Annotated in this window: 20 protein-coding genes and 1 tRNA gene; 4 read left to right on the forward strand and 17 right to left on the reverse strand. The window is 37.8% G+C overall.

Features of this window, described 5'->3' with window-relative positions; translation table 11 throughout:
* Positions 1 to 262: 262 nt before the first annotated feature.
* Positions 263 to 640 (reverse strand): S1 RNA-binding domain-containing protein, encoded by a 378-nt coding sequence (locus FC56_RS02665; protein ID WP_054670837.1) that lies wholly within the window; start codon positions 638 to 640, stop codon positions 263 to 265.
* 113 nt (positions 641 to 753) lie between these two features.
* Here FC56_RS02665 and FC56_RS02670 point away from each other — a divergent pair, with 113 nt between their 5' ends.
* On the forward strand, positions 754 to 1404 hold the full coding sequence (locus FC56_RS02670) for a VTT domain-containing protein (RefSeq protein ID WP_056977942.1): 651 nt from the start codon (positions 754 to 756) through the stop codon (positions 1402 to 1404).
* 52 nt (positions 1405 to 1456) lie between these two features.
* On the opposite strand, the gene FC56_RS02675 is transcribed toward FC56_RS02670, so the two are convergent.
* The 5 genes from FC56_RS02675 to rnz all read right to left on the reverse strand — a co-directional run bounded on the left by FC56_RS02675 (position 1457) and on the right by rnz (position 6455).
* The gene (locus FC56_RS02675; protein WP_054670845.1) at positions 1457 to 2191 is read right to left on the reverse strand and encodes an NADPH-dependent oxidoreductase; all 735 of its coding nucleotides are present in this window, start codon (positions 2189 to 2191) and stop codon (positions 1457 to 1459) included.
* Positions 2192 to 2332: 141 nt separating this feature from the next.
* Positions 2333 to 2420 (reverse strand) — tRNA-Ser (locus FC56_RS02680).
* 134 nt (positions 2421 to 2554) lie between these two features.
* The gene (locus FC56_RS02685; RefSeq protein ID WP_056977944.1) at positions 2555 to 3073 is read right to left on the reverse strand and encodes an adenine phosphoribosyltransferase; all 519 of its coding nucleotides are present in this window, start codon (positions 3071 to 3073) and stop codon (positions 2555 to 2557) included.
* Between the two features lie 17 nt (positions 3074 to 3090).
* Positions 3091 to 5403 (reverse strand): single-stranded-DNA-specific exonuclease RecJ, encoded by a 2313-nt coding sequence (recJ, locus tag FC56_RS02690; protein WP_056977946.1) that lies wholly within the window; start codon positions 5401 to 5403, stop codon positions 3091 to 3093.
* A 113-nt stretch (positions 5404 to 5516) separates the two neighbouring features.
* Positions 5517 to 6455, reverse strand: coding sequence for a ribonuclease Z (gene rnz, locus FC56_RS02695; protein ID WP_056977948.1), 939 nt, complete (start codon positions 6453 to 6455; stop codon positions 5517 to 5519).
* 92 nt (positions 6456 to 6547) lie between these two features.
* On the opposite strand from rnz, the gene FC56_RS02700 reads away from it, so the two are divergent.
* Positions 6548 to 6835: a hypothetical protein gene (locus FC56_RS02700; protein ID WP_056977949.1), complete on the forward strand. Its 288-nt coding sequence runs from the start codon at positions 6548 to 6550 to the stop codon at positions 6833 to 6835.
* A 44-nt stretch (positions 6836 to 6879) separates the two neighbouring features.
* Here FC56_RS02700 and FC56_RS02705 read toward each other — a convergent pair whose 3' ends face one another.
* The 3 genes from FC56_RS02705 to uvrC all read right to left on the reverse strand — a co-directional run bounded on the left by FC56_RS02705 (position 6880) and on the right by uvrC (position 12024).
* Positions 6880 to 8811, reverse strand: coding sequence for an acyltransferase family protein (locus FC56_RS02705; RefSeq protein ID WP_056977951.1), 1932 nt, complete (start codon positions 8809 to 8811; stop codon positions 6880 to 6882).
* A gap of 20 nt (positions 8812 to 8831) precedes the next feature.
* The gene (gene obgE, locus FC56_RS02710) at positions 8832 to 10136 is read right to left on the reverse strand and encodes a GTPase ObgE (RefSeq protein ID WP_056977953.1); all 1305 of its coding nucleotides are present in this window, start codon (positions 10134 to 10136) and stop codon (positions 8832 to 8834) included.
* An 88-nt stretch (positions 10137 to 10224) separates the two neighbouring features.
* Complete coding sequence (gene uvrC / locus FC56_RS02715) at positions 10225 to 12024, reverse strand: excinuclease ABC subunit UvrC (RefSeq protein ID WP_056977955.1); 1800 nt, start codon at positions 12022 to 12024, stop codon at positions 10225 to 10227.
* A 177-nt stretch (positions 12025 to 12201) separates the two neighbouring features.
* Here uvrC and FC56_RS08195 point away from each other — a divergent pair, with 177 nt between their 5' ends.
* Positions 12202 to 12372, forward strand: coding sequence for a hypothetical protein (locus FC56_RS08195; RefSeq protein WP_164477428.1), 171 nt, complete (start codon positions 12202 to 12204; stop codon positions 12370 to 12372).
* 51 nt (positions 12373 to 12423) lie between these two features.
* Here the strand turns inward: FC56_RS08195 and FC56_RS02720 are convergent, their stop codons facing one another.
* From FC56_RS02720 to rpsO, 8 genes are all read right to left on the reverse strand, one after another.
* Positions 12424 to 12708 carry a nucleoside triphosphate pyrophosphohydrolase family protein gene (locus tag FC56_RS02720; protein WP_054670853.1) on the reverse strand — a complete coding sequence of 95 codons (285 nt, stop codon included), beginning with the start codon at positions 12706 to 12708 and terminating at the stop codon, positions 12424 to 12426.
* A 1-nt stretch (position 12709) separates the two neighbouring features.
* A complete protein-coding gene (gene yihA / locus FC56_RS02725) occupies positions 12710 to 13294 on the reverse strand; it encodes a ribosome biogenesis GTP-binding protein YihA/YsxC (RefSeq protein ID WP_054670856.1) in 585 nt (194 codons plus the stop codon).
* Between the two features lie 110 nt (positions 13295 to 13404).
* Positions 13405 to 14661, reverse strand: a complete 1257-nt coding sequence (gene clpX / locus FC56_RS02730; RefSeq protein WP_056977957.1) for an ATP-dependent Clp protease ATP-binding subunit ClpX — start codon at positions 14659 to 14661, stop codon at positions 13405 to 13407.
* Positions 14662 to 14801: 140 nt separating this feature from the next.
* A complete protein-coding gene (gene tig / locus FC56_RS02735; RefSeq protein ID WP_056977959.1) occupies positions 14802 to 16115 on the reverse strand; it encodes a trigger factor in 1314 nt (437 codons plus the stop codon).
* Between the two features lie 158 nt (positions 16116 to 16273).
* On the reverse strand, positions 16274 to 17461 hold the full coding sequence (gene tuf, locus FC56_RS02740; protein ID WP_056977961.1) for an elongation factor Tu: 1188 nt from the start codon (positions 17459 to 17461) through the stop codon (positions 16274 to 16276).
* Between the two features lie 185 nt (positions 17462 to 17646).
* Complete coding sequence (locus FC56_RS02745) at positions 17647 to 18564, reverse strand: hypothetical protein (RefSeq protein ID WP_056977963.1); 918 nt, start codon at positions 18562 to 18564, stop codon at positions 17647 to 17649.
* Positions 18565 to 18619: 55 nt separating this feature from the next.
* Complete coding sequence (locus FC56_RS02750) at positions 18620 to 20365, reverse strand: ribonuclease J (protein WP_056977965.1); 1746 nt, start codon at positions 20363 to 20365, stop codon at positions 18620 to 18622.
* A 147-nt stretch (positions 20366 to 20512) separates the two neighbouring features.
* Entirely contained in the window at positions 20513 to 20782 is a 270-nt protein-coding gene (gene rpsO / locus FC56_RS02755; protein WP_054670871.1) for a 30S ribosomal protein S15, read from the reverse strand.
* Positions 20783 to 21022: 240 nt separating this feature from the next.
* Here rpsO and rpsT point away from each other — a divergent pair, with 240 nt between their 5' ends.
* Positions 21023 to 21274, forward strand: a complete 252-nt coding sequence (gene rpsT, locus FC56_RS02760) for a 30S ribosomal protein S20 (protein ID WP_054670874.1) — start codon at positions 21023 to 21025, stop codon at positions 21272 to 21274.
* The last annotated feature ends 80 nt before the right edge of the window (positions 21275 to 21354 follow it).

Genomic DNA, 21354 nt, shown 5'->3' on the forward strand with positions numbered 1-21354 from the left:
GACGCCCAGCACATTTGTTTTCATCGAATATTTTGTTCAGTTTTCAAAGGTCTACCACTTGTCGTAAGCGCTTCATATCAGCTCATGACAACTATTTAAGTATATCAGATATTAAACTTAAATGCAAGCTTTTTTTAATAACATTTTTTATTAAATCAAATGATATTTCGCTGTATTCCTGAAGCAGTTCAACATTTGACAACAGAATATATTCTATCAAGATCATTAACTTCGGTCAAGCATTATTTTAACTAAATTTCATTTAGATTTCCTTCATCAGTCTTTTTTGTTGATCTAACAGCGTTTTAAAGCCAATATTTCGTTTATGATTAGTCCAAAAACGCTTATTTTCGTGTTTTCTAACTTCATCTAACTGCTTTTTACACCGCTGAACGTTTAACCGAGTATTTACAGGACGAAGTGATAAACTAATATTGTGGGTATATTCATCTATATCAATTATGGTGCCTTCCACTTTATCTCCTGCCTGAAAAGTTTCATTAATATCTTCAATATAGCTTTCACTGCATTCAGATATGTGGGCTAGTGCTTGTTGAGTACCTTCTAATCCCACAAAAATTCCGTATTTTTGGATTCCAATTACTTTACCAGTTACTTGCATCCCAATTTTATAATCCAAAGTATCGCTTCCTTAATTTAAATTAACATAACCTAATTTTTCTTAAAAATCGTTTTGTCATTCTATGTTATAAGGTATCATATTATTAATTATTGGAGAAAGGAAATTTTACCTTGGGAACTCTTATTGATTTTGTCCTGCATATTGATTCACATTTAGTAAACATTGTTAACACTTTTGGGGGATGGACATACCTTATACTGTTCGCAATTATCTTTATTGAAACCGGTGCGGTCATCTTCCCCTTCTTGCCGGGAGATTCGTTGTTATTCGCAGCGGCGGCTTTAGCGGCTAATCCGACATACCATTTAAACATTTGGATTTTCATTGCTATCTTCTTAATTGCTTCTATTGGAGGAGATTCATTGAACTTCTTCTTTGGTAAAAAAGTGGGTAACGTCCTTACCACTCACCAACTATTCGGTAAATTCATCAAGCAATCCGATCTCAACAAGGCCAGAGGCTTTTTTGACAAGTATGGAGCGATGGCGATTTTCTTAGCTCGTTTTATGCCGATTATTAGAACGTTTGTCCCATTCGTAGCTGCTACCAGCAATTTTTCATATAGTAAATTCGTCAAATACAATGTTAGTGCCTGTGTAACTTGGGTTCTAATCTGTACCGGTGCTGGGTACTTCTTTGGAAATATTCCATTTGTAAAAGAACACTTCTCCCTAGTAGTGTTAGGAATTATTGTAATTTCTTTGATTCCAGCAGTAATTGGTCTTATTAAAGGAAAGATGTCCACTTCTAAAGAAGCTTAACCAATGAATCCCCCTTAGTCATATACTGGCTGAGGGGGATTTTATTTATATTTTAAGGTCTGAATCCTTGCTGACGGACAAAATCTGCAACATCTTGACGTCTAGGCTCTGCAAAAAAGTCCTGCATTTTCTGTGTCCAATTAGTATCTTGTTGATTGGTATTTCTTTTAGCATAATAATTGGCGGTAACTTCATTATAATTTTGAAGGTTAGTCGCAGTGCTTGGATTATATTGATTTTGAAATACTGTATTAGCTTTTGGCAATCTGGGTTTAACACCATTATGCTGCGTAGGAATCCCTACCGTCATTCCAAACACTGGAACGGTAAATTTGGGTAGATTAAGTAGTTCACTAACCCGCCGTAAGTCATTACGGATACCACCGATAAAACAAATTCCTAATTCTAATGACTCGGCTGCCACCGCCATATTCTCACCAGCAATAGTTGTGTCCACTATCCCAGAAATTAAAGCCTCCATGTTTTCTACCGATGCTAACGATTGATTATTAGCCGTTAAAATTTGGGTTTCCCGATAAAGGTCTGCTACAAATACAAAGCAAGCTCCCGTAGTTTTAATGTATGAAGCGCTATTAGATAGTTCTGCCAGTTCATCCTTAATTTTTTTATCAGTAACTTCAATAATAGATGTCGCTTGAATAAAATGCGAAGAAGACCCCGCAAGGGCTGCGATTAATAATTGATTCTTTACCTCAGTAGGTAAAGCTTCATTCTTAAAACTTCTAACAGAAGAGTGATTTTGCATTAATTGAATTGTATTTTCCAATAGCTTAGCTTCTTTCTTAAGTAATTAATATAAGTTGACTGGGAGTCACTTACTTTTTATACTATCGTACCATAATCTTTTAAGGACCATAATGTTTATAAAAAAGCACACAAACCATTAGTTTGTGTGCTTTTTTAATTAAGGAGAGTACAGGAATTGAACCTGCGCGCCGGTATTAGCCGGTTCGCCGGATTTCGAGTCCGGTGCATTACCACTCTGCCAACTCTCCAAATGATACCTATACTATTATAGCAATAAATCATCAAATGTAAAACAAAAGTTGATTGTTAACCTAGGAATCCTTAAACAATAAAAGCACCCTACTAAATTAACCTACAGTTAAAATAATAGAGTGCTTATCTTTTAATATTTTAATAAACTCAAAACGTCATAATCCTTAAGTTTGTCACTGCCGTTAAGTTCATTAAGTTCAATAATGAAGGCACATCCCGCAACTACACCCCCTAGTTTTTCAACTAGTTCAATAGTTGCTTCAATAGTACCACCAGTAGCCAAAAGATCATCAGTAACTAAGACCCGTTGGCCAGGCTTAACAGCATTTTTGCGAAGACTTAGTGAGGAAGTTCCATATTCTAAATCATAAGTAACCGTTTGGGTTTCGCCTGGTAATTTGCCTTCTTTTCTAGCTGGTGAAAAGCCAGTTCCCAATTTATAAGCTACTGGACAGCCAACAATGAAGCCACGGGCTTCAGGACCTACCACCATATCCACGTTACGTTCACGAGCAAAGTCAGCAATTTCATCAGTAGCTTGAGCATATGCAGCACCATCTTCTAGTAACGGTGAAATATCCCGGAATAATACGCCAGGTTCTGGGTAGTCAGGATAAGATGCAATGTATTGAGATAAATCTAAAGACATAATTTTTCTTCCTTTCACTAGCCAGCTAGATTTTGCTTAACAAAGTCTACCAGTCCCAGAGTATCTGGTTCTAATAGCTCATGTTCAGTTTGAATTTGTTTTAGTCTTAGCTGGTAACTCGGGGCTGTCTCCAACCTCTGAGTAGAATAATTGGGATTAACATTAACTACTTTGTCGTTGATACTAATAAAACCCAGTTCCCAAAATACTTGAATCATAAAAATTAACGTAGTAACAGGTAAATTCAAGTACTTTGCCAATTGCTCACTTTGTGAGTCCAATTGAATATTAGAATGAGTTTTAACGAACTTAAATAGTTTAGCATACTGTTGTCGATCTGGCATCCCTAAATTTGAAACTAAGTTCTTTTTGTATAAATAAAAGGTGGTTTGCTGGGGTTTACTATGCTGTAATACCTCCAATAGATCGTTAGAAGTATCCGGACAATCAACCAAATAATAGTTGGAATCATCCGTGATTTGATCAATTTGATCAAACATTACCCCTACCGAGTCAGCATTTAAGTGTCCTTGTAATTGATTCAATAAGTGTTGATGGAAAAAAACATATACTCCACTTTTTTGAAACATTGATTCATGTAATTGATTGGTTCTAAGATCTACAAACGGTAAACGCTCTTGGCTAATATCAGAGATCATAAACTGTAAATTAGTCTTTCCCCGCCAGGTATTAGTAGAAACTTGGCCAACAATTCTGGTCTTAACCGATTTATTAGTTAATTGATTACTAATATCACCAGTTCCAAAATCCAGTGCGGATATTTGGTGTCTACTACCGGTAATACTACACTTTAAGTGGTCTTTATCTTTACCAATCAATTGGATAGATTGTACATTACGATATTTTAATTCAAAAATAGGCTTGGGATTGTCTTCTCCAAAGGGTGCTAACACTTGCAAATTGCGATAAAAATCAGGTGTTAGGTCATCCACATCTATTTTAGTAGTAACGGTTAAACTTGGCTTAGCGTTCAGGTCCACCTGTTGCTCTTTTGCAGCCATTTGTAACTGTTCTTTTAACATATCAATTTGGTCGGTGGAAACCGTTAATCCCACGGCAGAATGGTGGCCACCAAATGCTACTAGTTTTTCTCTAACTGGATCAATACCTTTAAATAAATCGAACTGTTCAATACTTCTACCAGAACCTTTGGCAAGACCGGTCTGATCATCAATACTTAATACTACCGCTGGTCGTTGGTAACGATCTACTAATCTACTAGCAGCAATTCCCAAAACACCTTGATGCCAACCACTACCGGCTACCACTAATACATCAGGCAACGATTCAGCTTGGTTATCAACTAGTTCTACAGCTGCTTTAGTAACTTTGTCTACTAAAGATTTTCGATCAGTGTTAGCTGATTCAGTTTTCTTAGCTAACTCTTTAGCTATCTCCTCATCCATGGTGGTTAACAAATTAACCCCAGGATTAGCATCCCCCATTCGGCCTAATGAATTTAATCTAGGAGCCAGTGCAAAGCCAATATCTTCTTCATTGATTTTTTCTAAATCAACTCCGGCTCGTTTAGCTAAAGCAATAATTCCTGGTCTCGGTGTTTGTGCTAAGGACTGCAATCCCCCACTAACAATCGCTCTATTCTCATCAGTCAACGACACTACATCGGCAACCGTACCGATTGCTGCCAGCTCAATCATCTCCGCCGGAAATTCTTCCGTTAACGCCCAAACTAATTTAAAAGCTACTCCAGCTCCAGATAATTGTCCAAATGGATAGTCATTCCCCAATCGTGGGTGAACCAGAGCATAAGCATTTGGCACCACTTCCGGAATTTCATGGTGATCCGTTACTACTACGTCCACTCCTTGATCCTGAGCCAACTGAATAGCCAGATTACCTGCAATACCGTTATCTACGGTAATAAATAGCTGGGTCCCCGCGTTAATTAACTTTTGAAAAGCTTCTTCATTGGGACCGTACCCTTCATCAAACCGGTTAGGAATGTAGAAATTTACATTAGCTCCGATGGAAGCTAAAGTTTCGTAAACAATACTGGTACTAGTAATTCCATCAGCGTCGTAATCACCATAGACCGTAATCACCTGATCATTCATAATGGCAGTCTGAATTCGTTCTACTGCTTTAGCCATATCGTTAATCAACATGGGATCATAAAATGAAGTAGCATCCGGATTTAAGAACCGTTTGATTTGTTCTTCATCATCATATCCTTGCCGAATTAAAATTTCAGCTACTAATTTGCTAATATTAAATTGTTGAGCCCACTGCTCTGCCTCTGTTGAAATGGTTTCAATCGCAGTCTGCCAATTATAAGTTGCATCTAACATTTATTAATCCTCTTTAAAGTGCTTAAGCTTCGATGATTATAGTCCACTGTAAATCCTTAATTGATATTTTGGAAAGTCCTAACGGTGCTAAAATAACATTAACCGGTTAGTTTTTATTCTTTTTTAAATGGAATATCAATTACTTCTAAATCTTTCACCACATGTGTGTGAGGGAAAACTTCTCGGGCTTGTTTTTCCAGTTCTTTTGCTAGATATCCATTGTAACGTGCGGAAATATGATTTAATAATAATCTCCCGGCGTGAGCTTTTTTAGCCATTTGAGCCGCTTGAATATTAGTACTATGATAATAATTTCTAGCTAACTTGTTTTCACCCTTAGCAAAAGTACTTTCGTGAACCACCGCATCAGCTCCTTGAGCCAATGTAATTGCATTATCAGTCTGTCTCGTATCCCCTAAGATAGCTACCGTTCTACCTTTTTGAGCGGGGCCAATAAACTCAGCTCCGTTAATTACCCGCCCGTCATCTAAGGTAACGGTCTTACCAGCTTTAATTTGTCCATAAACTGGTCCCGAAGGAATCTGCATTTCCTTTAATTTTTCTACCTGAAGTTCTCCTGGATGATCGTGTTCTACCACCCGGTAGCCAAAACTAGAGATTCGATGGTCTAACGGCTTAACATAAACACTAAAGGTCTTATCTTCAAAAATTAAACCGTCCTCTTCAGGGCCAAATTCATGGAATCTAATTTTATAAGCTAATCGAGTTTCACTCACCCGCATACTAACGGATACAAAATCTTTAATCCCTTTAGGACCGTAAATATCTAGCGGTTCATTGCCACCTTGAAATGAGCGGCTACTTAAAAGTCCGGGAAGGCCATAAATATGATCGCCATGTAAATGAGTAATAAAAATTTTCTCTATTTTTCGGGGGCGAATTGTCGATCTTAAGATTTGGTGTTGAGTCCCTTCACCAACGTCAAATAACCAAACTGAATTTCGTTCATCAAGTAGCCGTAAAGCTAAACTCGATACATTGCGAAATTTGCCGGGAGATCCGGCTCCAGTACCTAAAAATTCAATCTGCATTTTAATTAGTTCCTAACTATTTTTAATTTCGTAAACCAAAAGTTACTTATCAATTGTAGCATAGTTTAGCTTAAATAAGCAGGAGGCGTTTTATGACAATTGACGAATTTAAAAGAGCCACGGTGGGTATAGCCGGATCAACTTTATTTTTATTTCCTAGTGGCTATCATTACACTCCTATCACTAAGATCGCTATAAGTAATAATCAAATAATCCTGAGCCAATCAGAACAGACTCATACCCCCATTACTTTATCTGATTTTTGGATTACGTGTGAATCATTACCAGCAAACACTCAAATCTACTTTCAATTAACCAATGCTAACCCTCAACCAATGTACGGCTTTAGAAGAATTCCTAATGCTATTATTCCCAATTAAAAAAACGTGTCAAAAGTCCTTACGACTTCTGACACGTTTTTTAATTAACGCTTTTGGTACATGGTATCAGCTACTACTTTAACAAATTTCTTATTTCCCAGCGGATTAGGATGAACATCGTCTTCCCAGAACCAACTAGATTTATTCAAACTAGCTTGATGCCAATCGACTAAATGTAAATTCGAATATTTACGACTAGCGGTTGCCAAAGTTTGGTTAACCTGACCCTCCCATGAACGAGTTGGGACATGAGCGGTCATCCAAAAGACCTGCCGATTCTTGCCTACCAACTTCATGTAACGTTGAACTTGATCGGTAGTGATTGGTCCGTTAGTTCCAATATTAATCAACACTGTAGGTGCTAATTGGTCCTTAGCCTTTAAAGTGGCCAAGATATCATAAGCTGCCTCTGGCTGCATCCCTACTTTAGCGGCAACATATGTCTGTTGAAAGACAGTTTGGAGATCCTTGCTACTATCAGCTAAAACCGAATCCCCCACTGCCGTCATCTTAATATTTTGCACGGTCATTAAGACTTTTTTCTTCAAATGATACTTCTTGGCAATTTTAAGGTTCTTTTTATTCCACTTAACTGGACCACTCACCACATAACTATTGTTATGCTTCAATTTTTTACCGGTAGCTGCCTGATTTTTGGCTAGTTCCTTATTCTTAGCTTCAGTAGCCGCCTCATTATTTTTAATGTTTTGTTGTAAATGATCTGGCTTAGCCTCATCTGCCTTAGGTGCAGTGATCATTCCATATGAACAAATCAAGGTAAATACTACCGCCGCAGATGCCAAAGCAAAGTGCATTCGCTGCTTGGCATCATTAGGATTAAACCAACCGGTAAATTGTTGCCAGGTAATTTTTCTAAATGGTTGCTCAATAAATCGATATGATAATTCACTAAGTAATAAAATCAGTGTAATTTCAATCACCATATTGATTACCGGATGAGCAGCAATTTGCTTAACTGCAGCTTCGTAAAAGATCATTACCGGAAATTGATATAGATAAATTCCGTAACTACGCTGTCCTACCCAACTAAAGACGGGATTGGTCAGCCACCGGTTAACATGACTACTGGGATGCACACAGACAGACAGCAAAAGAGCAGCAGCCAACGAGACAATCAGTAATCCTCCCCGGTAGGCAAACGCTTTTTGACCATTTAAGACGAAGAATGAACCAACCAAAACTAGAAAAGAAATAATCCCCGTCACATCCAAAATCGTACGATCAGAATTAGGAATATTTTCAGCTAATTTAGCTTGTGGCCAATAAAATGCTAGCCAGGCCCCAATAGTAATAGAAAAGGCTCGAGTATCAGTCCCGTAGTAAGCCCGATTAATATTACTAGGATCATATAGAAATGCCATTAATAAAACTGAGATAACTGTAAGTCCCGTTAATAACCAACCAAAATGTTTACTCTTAGCACCCCACGCTAACATTGCAATCAGTATTAACGGCCAAATAATATAAAATTGACCTTCAATTGATAATGACCAGAGATGGGTAAATGGCGATTCACCATTAAACCGATCAAAGTAATTTTGACCGTGACTAATTTCCCACCAATTATATAAATAAACCAGATTACTACCAATTGTTACCCGTAAATTCACTAAAAATTGATGAGCAAACATTGTTATGTAAGCCCCAGTGGCAACTAACATTGCCACTAACGTTGGGTACAATCGTTTAATTCGCCTTAAACTAAATTGCCCAAAATTGATTCTGCCATTACGCTGATTTTCATTTAACAAGGAAGCGGTAATTAAATACCCAGAAATAACAAAGAAGATTGATACCCCAGCAAAACCACCTGGAATTGAAAATGGTAATAAATGATAGAAAATGACCCCCAAAACTGCCAAAGTTCTAATACCATCAATTCCCGTAATATACCTTGCTTTCTTAGCTTTTACACCATTAGCATGCAGGTCAACACGCGAATTCTCGTTCTCCATGATAAATCCCCTTATGTTTGTTATTCCACGTAACTAAAAGTAAAGTCTAAAATAGTTACGGTATCCCCATCTTTGGCTCCGGCTTCACGCAACGCTTGATCAACACCCATGCCCTTCAATTGACGAGCAAATCTAAGCATACTTTGATCATGAGTAGTATCTGTCATCTTAAATAATTTTTCGATCTGACTTCCAGATAGTACCCAAGTCTCGTACTCATCATCGTAAGAGATAGTAAATGGTTCTTCAGCAGTTTCTGCAAACTCATAATCTTTATGGGTATCTGGTTCATCAGCAACTTCTAGTGCTTGTTGTTTAGCAGTTGCTAACATATCAGCCGTCTTATTAACCAATTCATCCAAACCAGTATGGGTAATTGCTGAAATAGGAATTACTACTGGTTGCTTATCCCCTAATTCTTTTGCGAGATCTAACTTAAATTGCTCCAAGTTAGCTGCTGAATCTGGCATATCCATCTTAGATGCCACCACAATTTGGGGCCGCTCTAACAAACTAGGATCATACTTTCTTAATTCTTCGTTGATTGTTACGTAGTCTTCATAAGGGTTGCGACCTTCTTCTCCAGAAACATCCACGACGTGCAAGATAACTCGAGTACGTTCAACGTGACGTAGGAATTGAATTCCCAAACCAACCCCCTCAGAAGCTCCTTCAATCAAACCAGGTAAATCAGCCATTACAAAGTCTCGGCCATCATCTAATCTAACCATCCCTAAATTAGGAACTAAAGTAGTAAAGTGATACCCTGCCACCTTAGGCTTAGCACTGGTCAAAGTAGCTAATAACGTAGACTTACCTGCAGATGGAAAACCAACTAACCCCACATCAGCTAAAACCTTTAATTCTAGCTGCAAGGCCCGTTCTTCACCTGGTTCGCCATTTTCAGCAATTTCCGGAGCTGGATTATTAGGACTAGCAAAGTGAATATTACCTCGACCGCCTCGACCACCGTGAGCAATAACCACTTCTTGGTCTACATCCACTAAATCTGCTAACAACACTCCAGTTTCTTGATCATAAATACTGGTTCCTTCTGGAACTGGAATAATGGTATCCTCAGCCCCTCGGCCAGTCATTTGCTTATTACCACCATTGCCACCATTATCGGCTTTAAATTTTCGGTGGTAACGAAAATCCATCAAAGTGCTCATTCCTGAGTCTACTTTAAAAATGATGTTACCACCTCGGCCACCATCGCCACCAGCTGGACCACCATTAGGAACGTACTTTTCACGACGAAAAGCTACCATTCCATTTCCGCCGGTTCCGGCTTTTACTTGAATTTTTACTTGATCTACAAACATGCTTTATCACCATTTGCTTTCATAATTTGTACTTACGTGCTTCGTATTTGAGTATACCGATGAAATTCTGATCGGTCAAAGAGATATCCTATTTTGTTTCAGAATCAACCTTACTTAAAGAAAGCTTAATAGTTTGAGCCACTGTTTCTGAAATTCCTAGCTCTCTTAGGTCCTGAAGTGACGCTTGTGAGATTTTTTTCACGGAACCAAATTGTCGTAACAGTTTATTCCGGGTTTTAGGACCTACCCCTTTAATATTATCTAAGCGAGAGCTCAATGAATTCTTAGAATGAACTTTCCGATGAAAACTAATTGCAAATCGGTGTACTTCATCTTGGATACGTTGGAGTAAATAAAATCCCTGACTCTTAGGATCTAAATACAAATGTTCATCACCGTGACCGAACAATAAATCCGCTGTTTGGTGATGATCATTTTTGACCATTCCCGCTACCGGAATATGCAGTCCTAATTCGTTTTCTAATACATCTTTAGCGGCGTTCATTTGAATTTCGCCACCATCCATTAGAATTAAATCCGGCATTTCCGCGTGTTCCTTTAATAGCCGTGTATATCTGCGGCGAATTACTTCTTTAGTACTAGCAGCTTCATCTGCATGGTCTACCGTTTTAAGCTTATATTTTCTGTACAAGTTTTTGTTAGGCTGACCGTCTATAAAAACCACCATGGCTGAAACTAGATCAGCTCCTTGAATGTGAGAATGATCAAATGCTTCAATTTTACTTCCCGGGGCAATTCCCATCGCATCGGTTAACTCTTTCATCGCTCCCGTAGTTTTACGTTCATCTAATTCTAGTAATCTGAACTTTTCTTCTAACACTAACTGGGCGTTTTTTTGTGCCATTTCCAGCAAATCACGCTTTTCGCCCCTTACTGGTGTCCTAACCGGCGTGTTTTCTACCAACTGACTAACTAAATCCGTTGGTAAAGTTTTCGGTACTAAAATTTCTTTAGGTAAAATTTGATTCTTCTGTTGATAGAATTGAGCAATAAAGCTTACCATTTCTTCTTCAGGATCATTAATAATCGGAAATAACCGTTTTTCCCGTTTAATTAATCTAGCTTGTCGAATAAAGAAGATCTGAATAGATAACCATCCCTTGTCAACATAGTAATTAAAAATATCACGGGGAGTGTTATCGGTGGAAATAATCTTTTGTTTTTCCACCGTCATCTCGATATATTTGATTTGGTCTCTAATTTCGGCAGCTCGTTCATACTCCATCTGTTGAGCAGCTTCTTGCATACGATTAGTGAGCATCTTTTTAGCTCTTCCCACATTACCGTTTAAAAATGATTTAATGTGTTGGATTTGTTTTGCGTACTCCTCTTCTGGTACTTCTCTAAAACAAGCCCCTAGACATTGTCCCATATGATAGTACAAACATGGTCGTCCCTGATATCCATTACACCGTCTTAGTGGATACACTTTTTGTAAAAAGTTAACCGTTTCATCGGCTGCATAAACGTTAGGATAAGGACCGAAGTAGTAAGCTCCATCCTTACTAATTGTATTAACAATTTTAATTTGAGGATCTCGTTCATTAGTAATTTTGATATAGGGATAACCACCATTACCTTGCTTCAAACGAATATTGAAATAAGGACGGTGTTTTTGAATCATTGTAATTTCTAATAAAAAGGCTTCCTTATCTGTAGAGGTAATAATCGTCTCAAAATCAGCAATTGTAGCAACTAATTTTGCTGTCTTGCCTTCATGGCTACTCTTAAAATAAGACCGCACTCGATTTTTTAAATTTTTGGCTTTTCCTACGTAAATAATTTGCCCATTGATATCTTTCATTAAGTAAATGCCGGGCAAATCAGGCAATAAACTTAACTTATGCTCTAAATATTCAGATGCCAATAAATAGTCCTCCCTACAAAACGCTTGCTAAATTATACTCTGAATAATATTTGGTTTCAAACATTGTCATTTATTAATTAAATATGACAATGTTTTAATTTGGTATCATTGGTCATCAAGAGATGACAAGCAAAAATTTTTTTGCTAGAATTAATTAAAAGTAAGGAGATGGCAAAAGTGGGATTAACCGTAAAACGAAAAGATGACCTCAGTGCTTCCTTCGGGAAGTTTGCCGAAATGGAAACTGAAGATAATCAACGAGACCGTTTCTTAAAACGAGACGAAGATAAAAAAGCTCCTAAAAAAGATAAAACCAAAAAACATTCTCTTTTTGGTCGCAAGAAATAATCCAGATAAGTTAAGCCCCCTAGTAATTTTACTAGGGGGCTTTTTAGCGACTTATTTAGTTGGATAACGAGCCGTTAACCGTTCAATATTATCTTGAGCAACGTCTTCTAAAGGAATATCAGCCCATTGAGCAACTTGAGACAAATACCATAAAACGTCGCCGAGCTCCTTGACCAGTTGATCTTTATCTAGATCAGATCCTTGAAAAGTGTATTTTCTAACTAGATCAGCAACTTCTCCTGCCTCACCACTTAGCCCTAAAGCACAGTTAGTCAATACCTGTTCCTTTCCTAATAAGGTTCGGTTAGCTGCTTTTTGATATTCATTTAAATCCAAATTACTTCGTCCTTTCTTCAATCCAGTCCCATACAGCATCTTTTCCGGTTTTAGATACGGCAGAAAAGAGGACTAACGGTTCTGTTCCACTCATTTCTAAAGATTGTCGAATAATTTTTTCCTGCTTATTCCACTTGCTCTTAGCAATTTTATCCATTTTAGTGGCTACCACTAACGTATCAATATTGTAGTAGTTTAACCACTCGTGCATGGCAATATCGTCTTCCGTAGGAGCATGTCTACCATCCACTAGGGTAATAACTCCTTTTAATTGATCCCTACTAGTTAGGTAGGTTTCAATCATTTGCCCCCACTTTTCCCGTTCCACTTTAGATACTTTGGCATACCCATATCCTGGAACGTCAACGAAGTATAATTGCTGTTCAATTTGGTAAAAGTTCAGCGTCTGAGTTTTTCCAGGTTGACTGGACGTTCTAGCAAAACTACGCCGGTTGATTAAGGTATTGGTCAATGATGACTTGCCTACGTTGGAACGACCAACCAAAGCAATTTCTGGTAAGTTACCACTCGGGTATTGTTTCGGTGCTACCGCACTAATTGTTAATTCGACATTATGGACGTCCATTACTGCCACCCTTTCTGATTTCAAGATCCTAAAACACTATAACACATAGTTCCATAAAAAAAGAAGAGGCCTGAATTTAATATTCGGCTTCTTCTCTTCTTATGATTGGGCTATGACGCTTTTAAAATTAATTTGGGTTCAATTTGTTCAGTAACCGTAGCTCCATTAATAATTACCTTTTCAACGTCATCACGACTAGGTAAATCAAACATAATATCACGCATTACGTCTTCGATAATGGAACGTAACCCACGAGCCCCAGTTTTTCTAGAGATAGCTAATTGAGCCATTTCATCCAAAGCATCATCGGTAAATTCTAATTGTACTCCGTCTAACTCTAAGAGCTTAGTATATTGTTTAACCAACGCATTCTTAGGTTGAGTCAAAATTCGAACTAAGTCAGCTTGAGTTAATTTGTTAAGTGCAGTCAAAATTGGTAATCGGCCAATGAATTCCGGAATTAACCCAAACTTCAAAAGGTCTTCTGGCACTACCGCTTGCATGATACTATCATCATCCAAGTCAGGAGCGGCATCAGAATTAGTTCCAAAACCAATCGTCTTATCACCCAAGCGCCCTTTAACGATACTTTCAATTCCATCAAACGCCCCACCAACGATGAATAAAATGTTAGTAGTGTCAATTTGAATTAGCTCTTGTTGTGGGTGCTTTCGACCACCCTGAGGTGGCACACTTGCAATCGTACCTTCTAAAATCTTAAGCAAGGCCTGTTGAACTCCTTCACCAGAAACGTCTCGAGTAATTGACACGTTTTCTGATTTTTTGGCAATTTTATCGATTTCATCGATATAAACAATCCCTTTTTGAGCTCGTTCAACATCATAATCAGCACTTTGCAAGAGTTTGAGAAGAATATTTTCAACGTCTTCACCCACATAACCAGCTTCGGTTAAGGTGGTTGCATCTGCAATCGCAAACGGAACGTTCAAAATTTTCGCTAAGGTTTGGGCTAAATAAGTTTTCCCTGAACCAGTAGGTCCAATTAAAGCGATGTTACTCTTTTGTAATTCCAATTCATCATCGTCATCACTATGCTTAGCTAGTTCATTAACTCTCTTATAGTGATTATATACAGCCACTGAGAGAGTTCGCTTAGCATCATTTTGACCAATTACAAATTGATCTAGCTCCTGTAAAATTTCAGCTGGAGTAGGAACATTTAATGGTGCATCACTAATATTCTTGCTTTCAGTAACTAATTCTTCGTCAATAATTTCCTTACAAAGATCTATACATTCATTACAAATATAAACACCAGGGCCAGCTACAATTTTTTGAACTTGGTCTTGGGTTTTACCACAGAAGGAGCAAGTGATCGTGCCACTTGATTCGTTATCGTCAAACAATTGTTTTCCTCCTTTAATCAATTCAAATTAAATAAATTTCAATCCTCAACTAGGAGGTACTTTACCACGTTTACTTTAAAAAGCAAATATTAGCCCTTATCGAAAAAAGATCCGTTATAAAAACGGATCTTCGAGGTTAATTACTTATCTTCTGAATCGTCTTTAGCTTTACTATCTTGTTTAGCAGAATCAACGATCATATCAACTGCCTTCTTGATAGCAATATCATGCTTCAACATGTCATCAGTTAAAGCGTTACGAACAGCAGTTTCTTCCATACCGTATTGTTGAGCAAGATCTTTAACTTCAGCAGCAACATCTTCTTCTGAAGGTTCAATCTTTTCAGCAGCAACGATAGCTTCCAAAACAAGGTTAGTCTTAACGCGGTTTTCAGCACCATCAGCAAATTGCTTCTTAAGGTCGTCTTCAGTAGTTCCAGTCAATTGGAAGTACATTTGAGCGTTGATACCTTGTTGTTGCATACCAGCTAAGTATTGATCCATTTGACGTTGGATGTCTTCATCCATCATAGCTTGTGGAATATCCTTAACTTCGGCGTTATCAACGGCTTCTGAAAGGGCAGCATCTTCGATAGCATCGTGAGCAGCAGCCTTCTTGTCTTCCTTAAGTTGCTCTTTAATCTTGTCTTTTAATTCGTCAAGGGTATCTACATCTTCGTCGACATCCTTAGCAAATTCATCGTCAAGTTCAGGAAGTTCCTTAGCTTTAACTTCATGGATCTTAACTTTAAAGATAGCATCCTTACCAGCCAATTCTTCAGCTTGGTAGTTTTCTGGGAAAGTAACTTTAACGTCAACATCTTCACCAGCTTTGTGACCAACTAATTGGTCTTCAAAACCAGGAATAAATGATCCAGAACCTAATTCAAGTGAGTAATTATCAGCTTTACCACCATCAAATTGCTTGTCATCTACGTAACCATCGAAGTCAATAACTACGGTGTCACCATTTTCAGCAGCCTTATCTTCTTTAAGAACTAATTCTGCTTGTTGTTCACGACGCTTTTCAAGTTCAGCCTCAATGTCTTTTTGGTAAACGCGAGTATTTTGCTTTGGAACACTTAAGCCTTTGTATTCACCAAGCTTAACTTCTGGTTTAACAGAAACAACAGCTTTGATAACCCAGTCTTTACCCTTTTCCATTGATTCAACGTTAATTTGTGGTTGATCAACTGGTTCGATAGCAGCTTCAGTTACGGCTGCAGAGTAAGCTTCTGGAAGTAAGATGTTAAGTGCATCTTCGTACAATGATTCTTCACCATACATTTTGTTAAATACTTGGCGTGAAACTTTTCCTTTTCGGAAGCCAGGTACACTAATATTTTTTTTGTTACGGTTGAAGGCTTTGTCTAAACCTTCACTGATCTTGTCGGCACTAATTTCGAAAGTTAATTCTCCATCATTAGTACCTTTCTTTTCCCATTTTGCAGACATTTTGTTCCCTCCGAGACGAAAAGATTATTTTTTACAATTCTTGATTGCATAACAGTATTAGTTTAACGTATCAACAGCTAAAAGTAAAATATTTATCGTATTTTTGCATAAAAAAAGAGTTACGGCATAACCGTAACTCTTTATTGTGTGTTGAGAAATTAGTCTAGAACTTCACCAACAACACCGGCACCAACAGTATGACCACCTTCACGGATGGTGAACTTAGTACCTTTTTCGATGGCAACTGGCTTAGTTAATTCAACAGTGAATGTAACGTTATCACCAGGCATAACCATTTCAACGCCTTCTGGCAATTCAATCACACCAGTAACATCAGTAGTGTGGAAGTAGAATTGTGGACGGTAGTTTGAGAAGAATGGAGTATGACGGCCACCTTCTTCTTTGCTCAAGATATAAACTTGACCAGAGAAGTTCTTGTGAGTTTGGATTGAACCAGGTGCAGCAAGCACTTGACCACGAACAACTTGGTCACGGTCAACACCACGAAGAAGTACACCAACGTTATCGCCGGCTTGACCTTCGTCAAGAGTCTTACGGAACATTTCCAAACCAGTAACAGTAGTCTTAGTTGTTTCGTCAGTCAAACCAACGATTTCAACTTCGTCACCAATCTTAACAACACCACGTTCGATACGACCAGATGCAACAGTACCACGACCAGTGATAGTGAAGACATCTTCAACAGGCATCAAGAATGGCTTGCTGTCGTCACGTTCTGGAGTTGGGATGTATTCGTCAACGATGTCCATCAAGTTAAGGATAACTTGTTCTTGTTCTGCGTCGCCTTCAAGGGCTTTAAGAGCTGAACCACGGACAACTGGAATATCATCTCCAGGGTAATCGTATTCTGAAAGTAATTCACGAACTTCCATTTCAACCAAGTCAGTCAATTCATCATCATCAACTAAATCAGTCTTGTTCAAGAATACAACGATGTATTCAACACCAACTTGGTGAGCAAGAAGGATATGTTCACGAGTTTGTGGCATAGGACCATCAGTTGCGGCAACAACCAAGATAGCACCGTCCATTTGAGCGGCACCAGTGATCATGTTCTTGATGTAATCAGCATGTCCTGGGGCATCAATATGAGCGTAGTGACGGTTTTCAGTTTCGTATTCAACGTGGGCAGTGTTGATCGTAATACCACGTTCACGTTCTTCTGGGGCTGCATCGATATCAGCGTAGTCTTCAGCTTTAGCTAAACCTTTTGAAGCTAAAACTTTAGTGATTGCAGCAGTTAAAGTAGTTTTCCCATGATCAATATGGCCAATAGTACCAATGTTTACATGGGGTTTTGTTCTTTCATAATGTTCTTTTGCCATTAATGAAACCTCCTGTGTTTTCAAGAATTACACCAAATTTATTCGATGCATTTCTATTAAGAATTATACTACATCTTCTCCAAAAGACCAAATAAATTAAGCCTGATATTGAAGAACTCCTAAACATTATATTCAAAGTAAAATCGTTTGTAAACAGATTATTTAATTTTTACCAATAATATTTATTAAAATCCTAGGTCTTCATGAATTTTTTGATCCAACTGATCTTGCACATTTAAAAGTTTCTCGGCCGATTCATCAGTAGTCACTGGGCGTTCCCCTCTTAATTTTTGAACTAATAATTCCGCCCACACATCCGGATCTTGGATAATTTGATCAGCATTAGGATATAAATAAGCACTTTGTAAAAATAATTCTTTTTCTGCTATTTGCCACTGAACCGGATCAATGGCACCTACCTTCTTCCAAAGAACTTCCTTAATTTGTTGAAATACGGGGCCTTGAATGTCTGTAGGAATAGTCGCTAGCTTAACAGCTCCAGTAGATTGAAATTTACCAGTCACAATAATCGATCCGGTCACCCCAGCTAACTTAAGGGTTTGCAAAACATCACTTTTTACCGGCTGCCATACATCGGGATCTTGCAAAACTAATTGAACCGCAACACGATAACTACTGAGAGGCAGATATTTGGCTTGCTTTAAAACAACAGATTGCTCTTCTAATGCTAATGTTCCTACTGAACTAACTTTTCTAGTTAATCCGGCAATTTTTTTAGCATTACTCAATTGATAACTCTGTTCAGCAGTCTCAATAATATCGTCTTTTTGTAGGTCCAATTTATAATTTAACTGCCACCCCAATACAAATGCATGATGGGTTAACAAAGTATTTAAAACATCCGTAATTAACGCCGTATTAACTTGATATTGGTGTTCAAAATCGGTTAAGTAACTAACGGCTACATCGTCTTCACCATTCAATAATAGCGCGTGAACTAATAATTTATTAGCATCAAAAGTTTGATATTGTTCATATAGTTTCAAAGCCCTAGGTAATGCTAAATCTACTTGCCGTTCATCAAAATTGGATTGAATTTGCTCTAACTCTTGAAAATACCATTCTGGTAACTTACTATTCATTAATTTATCCTCACAGTTATAAAACGACCCTTCAAGTACCGAAGGGTCGTCTCATTTAATTTTCTTGTTTTTTAGTATTTTCTGGTTTACTAGTGCTTTTTTTCGCTTTTTTCTTGTTAGTTCTTTTATGGTGTTGATTAACTTCCATAATCACTGGCAAAATAACTGGTCGGCGTTTAGTTTGTTCGTACAAGTAATCACTAAGACTTTCACGAACATCTTGCTTTAAGTTGCTCCAGTCAAATTCTTTATTAGTTAAATTATCAGTCACCGTTTTTTCGATGATGTCGGAAGCTTCGCGCATCAAGTCTTTATTAGCCTTAACATAAACAAATCCCCGTGAGGTCAACTTAGGCTTGGCGATGATTTTCTTCTTTTTCCGATCAATAGTTACTACGGCTACAAAAATTCCGTCTTCTGACAAGACTTTACGATCCCGCAGTACAATATTACCAATATCGCCAACCCCAATACCATCAATCATGGTATCAGATGCAGGGACACTGTCAGCCACGTTCATATCATCCTGATTGATAGCAATTACATCACCCTTAGCAGGTAAGTAAATCTGATCTGACTTCATCCCCACTTGGCGAGCTAATGCACAGTGAGCGTCCAGCAAACGATATTCACCTTGAACTGGAATTAAGAACTTAGGCTTTAATAAGTTCATTAACAATTGCAAATCATTTTGACTAGCATCTCCAGAGGAGTTCATTTCATCAGAAATCATTCGAACTTCTGCACCAGCTCTATAAACCATATCCCTAGTTTTTGCTACAGTAGTCTCCATCGCAGTAGAAGGAGTAGTCGTAATAAAGACTAAATCATTAGGCTCAATGTTAATATCATTTTGCTCTTTATTAGCCATTCGTTGGATAGCCTTAATCGGTTCACCCATTTTACCAGTTTGGATGATAACTACTTTATCGGGATCCATATCTTTTAATTCTTTTTTAGAATCAATCAATAGATCCTCAGTTGGCAATACTAAGTCATTAAGCCGCATTGAGGTTCTTACTACCCGTTCTAAGTCGTGACCGGCTAAATAAACTCTTCTGTCTGTTTTAGCGGCAGCATCAAAAACTTGTTGCATTCTAATAATGTTAGATGCAACACTAGCCACGATAATTCTACTATGATGATAGTTAAACGTATCGTAAATATACTGACCAATAGTTTGTTCAGTTACACTAGGAGCAGGATTTTCAGCATTGCTAGAATCACTTAATAAGACCAATACTCCTTCACTGCCTAACTTAGTTAAAGCTGAATAATCAGTTTGGTAAGCAGGTAAAGATGTCTGATCAAACTTGAAATCACCAGTGTAAACCACTGCCCCATCAGTAGTATGCAGAGCAATCCCCATAGAACCAGGAATTAAATGCGTAGTTTTGAAGAAAGTAACATTAACATCTTCAAACTCAATTTCGCTTTGATCACTAATTACGTGAAAATCATCAAATCCAGCAGATTCAGGGTTATCTTCAACGTTTAACTTAGCTAATTCAATAGTCATTTCAGAACCAAATACTGGCACGTTGAACTCTGATAAGAAATAAGGCAATGCCCCAATCGCATCTGCATGTCCATGAGTTAAGAAGACCCCTACAATCTGGTCTTCGTGTTCTTTTAAATACGTAAAGTCAGGAATAACTACATCAATTCCTAGCAATTCATTTTCTGGGTACTTTAACCCACAATCTAAAATATAAAGATTGTTATTAATCTCGGCAACATACATATTCATTCCGTTTTCACGGACTCCGCCAAGAGTAATTAGTTTAATATCATTTTTCATGTTCCACCTCAAAAATTTGGTTTTATTTTTTTCCGTTCGTTTCAGCTTCTTACAGTGTACCATAATTTAATTCCGGTTCGAAATATTTCCATCATTTTTTGGCAAAAGAAAAAGGACCAACAATTGTTAGTCCTTGAAAAATTAATATTAACGACGAAGACCTAAGCTTCTGATAAGTTCACGGTAACGTTGTACATCTTCCTTACGAAGGTATGCCAACAAGTTACGACGGTGACCAATCTTCTTCATCAATCCACGTTGTGAATGAAAATCTTTTTTGTGAGTACGCATGTGTTCGTTGATTTCGTTGATATCAGCAGTTAAAACTGCGATTTGAACTTCAGCAGAACCAGTGTCACCTTCGTGACGAGCGTATTGCTTGATAATTTCATTTTTCTTTGCTTGTGTAAGAGCCATGATAGTACCACCTTATTTATTATTTCCAGTCACTGAGTAAGCGGCAATGGTGATCCCGACAAACTAAGTGATGGTCTGTGCTAGAAGCACAAAACCCAGTATAGCCGAAAAATTATCAAAAGACAAGAACTAATCAGCTAGATTCCCGTTTTTTCTTGCATTGAATCTCTAGGTTCTGTATAATAATCTTTGTTGAATTTCAATTTGTATTTAGATACATAAGTATCGGAGGTGAAATATATGCCAATCATTAAATCAGCGATCGAACGTGTTAAAACCAACGAAAAGGCTAACCGTCGTAATGCAGCTCAACTAAGTACTATGCGTACTGCTGTTAAGAAGTTTGAAAAAGCTCAAGCAGCTGGTGCCAGCGATGCTAGTGAACTTTACACTAAAGCAATCAGTGCCGTTGATCACGCTAAATCAAAAGGATTAATCAAAGCTAATAAAGCAGCTCGTGACAAGTCACGTTTAACTAAATTAGCTAAATAATTAAACCAACAGTTGTTAGCTGCACTAACGACTGTTTTTTTATTTTCTAAAAGAGCCACTGTTAAGAAATTTCTTAGCAG

The organism is Lentilactobacillus senioris DSM 24302 = JCM 17472, from assembly GCF_001436555.1.
Lineage (GTDB): Bacteria > Bacillota > Bacilli > Lactobacillales > Lactobacillaceae > Lentilactobacillus > Lentilactobacillus senioris.

What these genes read in the sequence shown, in the direction of transcription:
- FC56_RS02685 (WP_056977944.1), bottom strand. Translation starts at nt 3,073, where the DNA reads ATGTCTTTAGATTTATCTCAATACATTGCATCTTATCCTGACTACCCA.
- recJ (WP_056977946.1), bottom strand. Translation starts at nt 5,403, where the DNA reads ATGTTAGATGCAACTTATAATTGGCAGACTGCGATTGAAACCATTTCA.
- rnz (WP_056977948.1), bottom strand. Translation starts at nt 6,455, where the DNA reads ATGCAGATTGAATTTTTAGGTACTGGAGCCGGATCTCCCGGCAAATTT.
- FC56_RS02700 (WP_056977949.1), top strand. Translation starts at nt 6,548, where the DNA reads ATGACAATTGACGAATTTAAAAGAGCCACGGTGGGTATAGCCGGATCA.
- FC56_RS02705 (WP_056977951.1), bottom strand. Translation starts at nt 8,811, where the DNA reads ATGGAGAACGAGAATTCGCGTGTTGACCTGCATGCTAATGGTGTAAAA.
- obgE (WP_056977953.1), bottom strand. Translation starts at nt 10,136, where the DNA reads ATGTTTGTAGATCAAGTAAAAATTCAAGTAAAAGCCGGAACCGGCGGA.
- yihA (WP_054670856.1), bottom strand. Translation starts at nt 13,294, where the DNA reads ATGGACGTCCATAATGTCGAATTAACAATTAGTGCGGTAGCACCGAAA.
- tig (WP_056977959.1), bottom strand. Translation starts at nt 16,115, where the DNA reads ATGTCTGCAAAATGGGAAAAGAAAGGTACTAATGATGGAGAATTAACT.
- tuf (WP_056977961.1), bottom strand. Translation starts at nt 17,461, where the DNA reads ATGGCAAAAGAACATTATGAAAGAACAAAACCCCATGTAAACATTGGT.
- FC56_RS02745 (WP_056977963.1), bottom strand. Translation starts at nt 18,564, where the DNA reads ATGAATAGTAAGTTACCAGAATGGTATTTTCAAGAGTTAGAGCAAATT.
- FC56_RS02750 (WP_056977965.1), bottom strand. Translation starts at nt 20,365, where the DNA reads ATGAAAAATGATATTAAACTAATTACTCTTGGCGGAGTCCGTGAAAAC.
- rpsO (WP_054670871.1), bottom strand. Translation starts at nt 20,782, where the DNA reads ATGGCTCTTACACAAGCAAAGAAAAATGAAATTATCAAGCAATACGCT.
- rpsT (WP_054670874.1), top strand. Translation starts at nt 21,023, where the DNA reads ATGCCAATCATTAAATCAGCGATCGAACGTGTTAAAACCAACGAAAAG.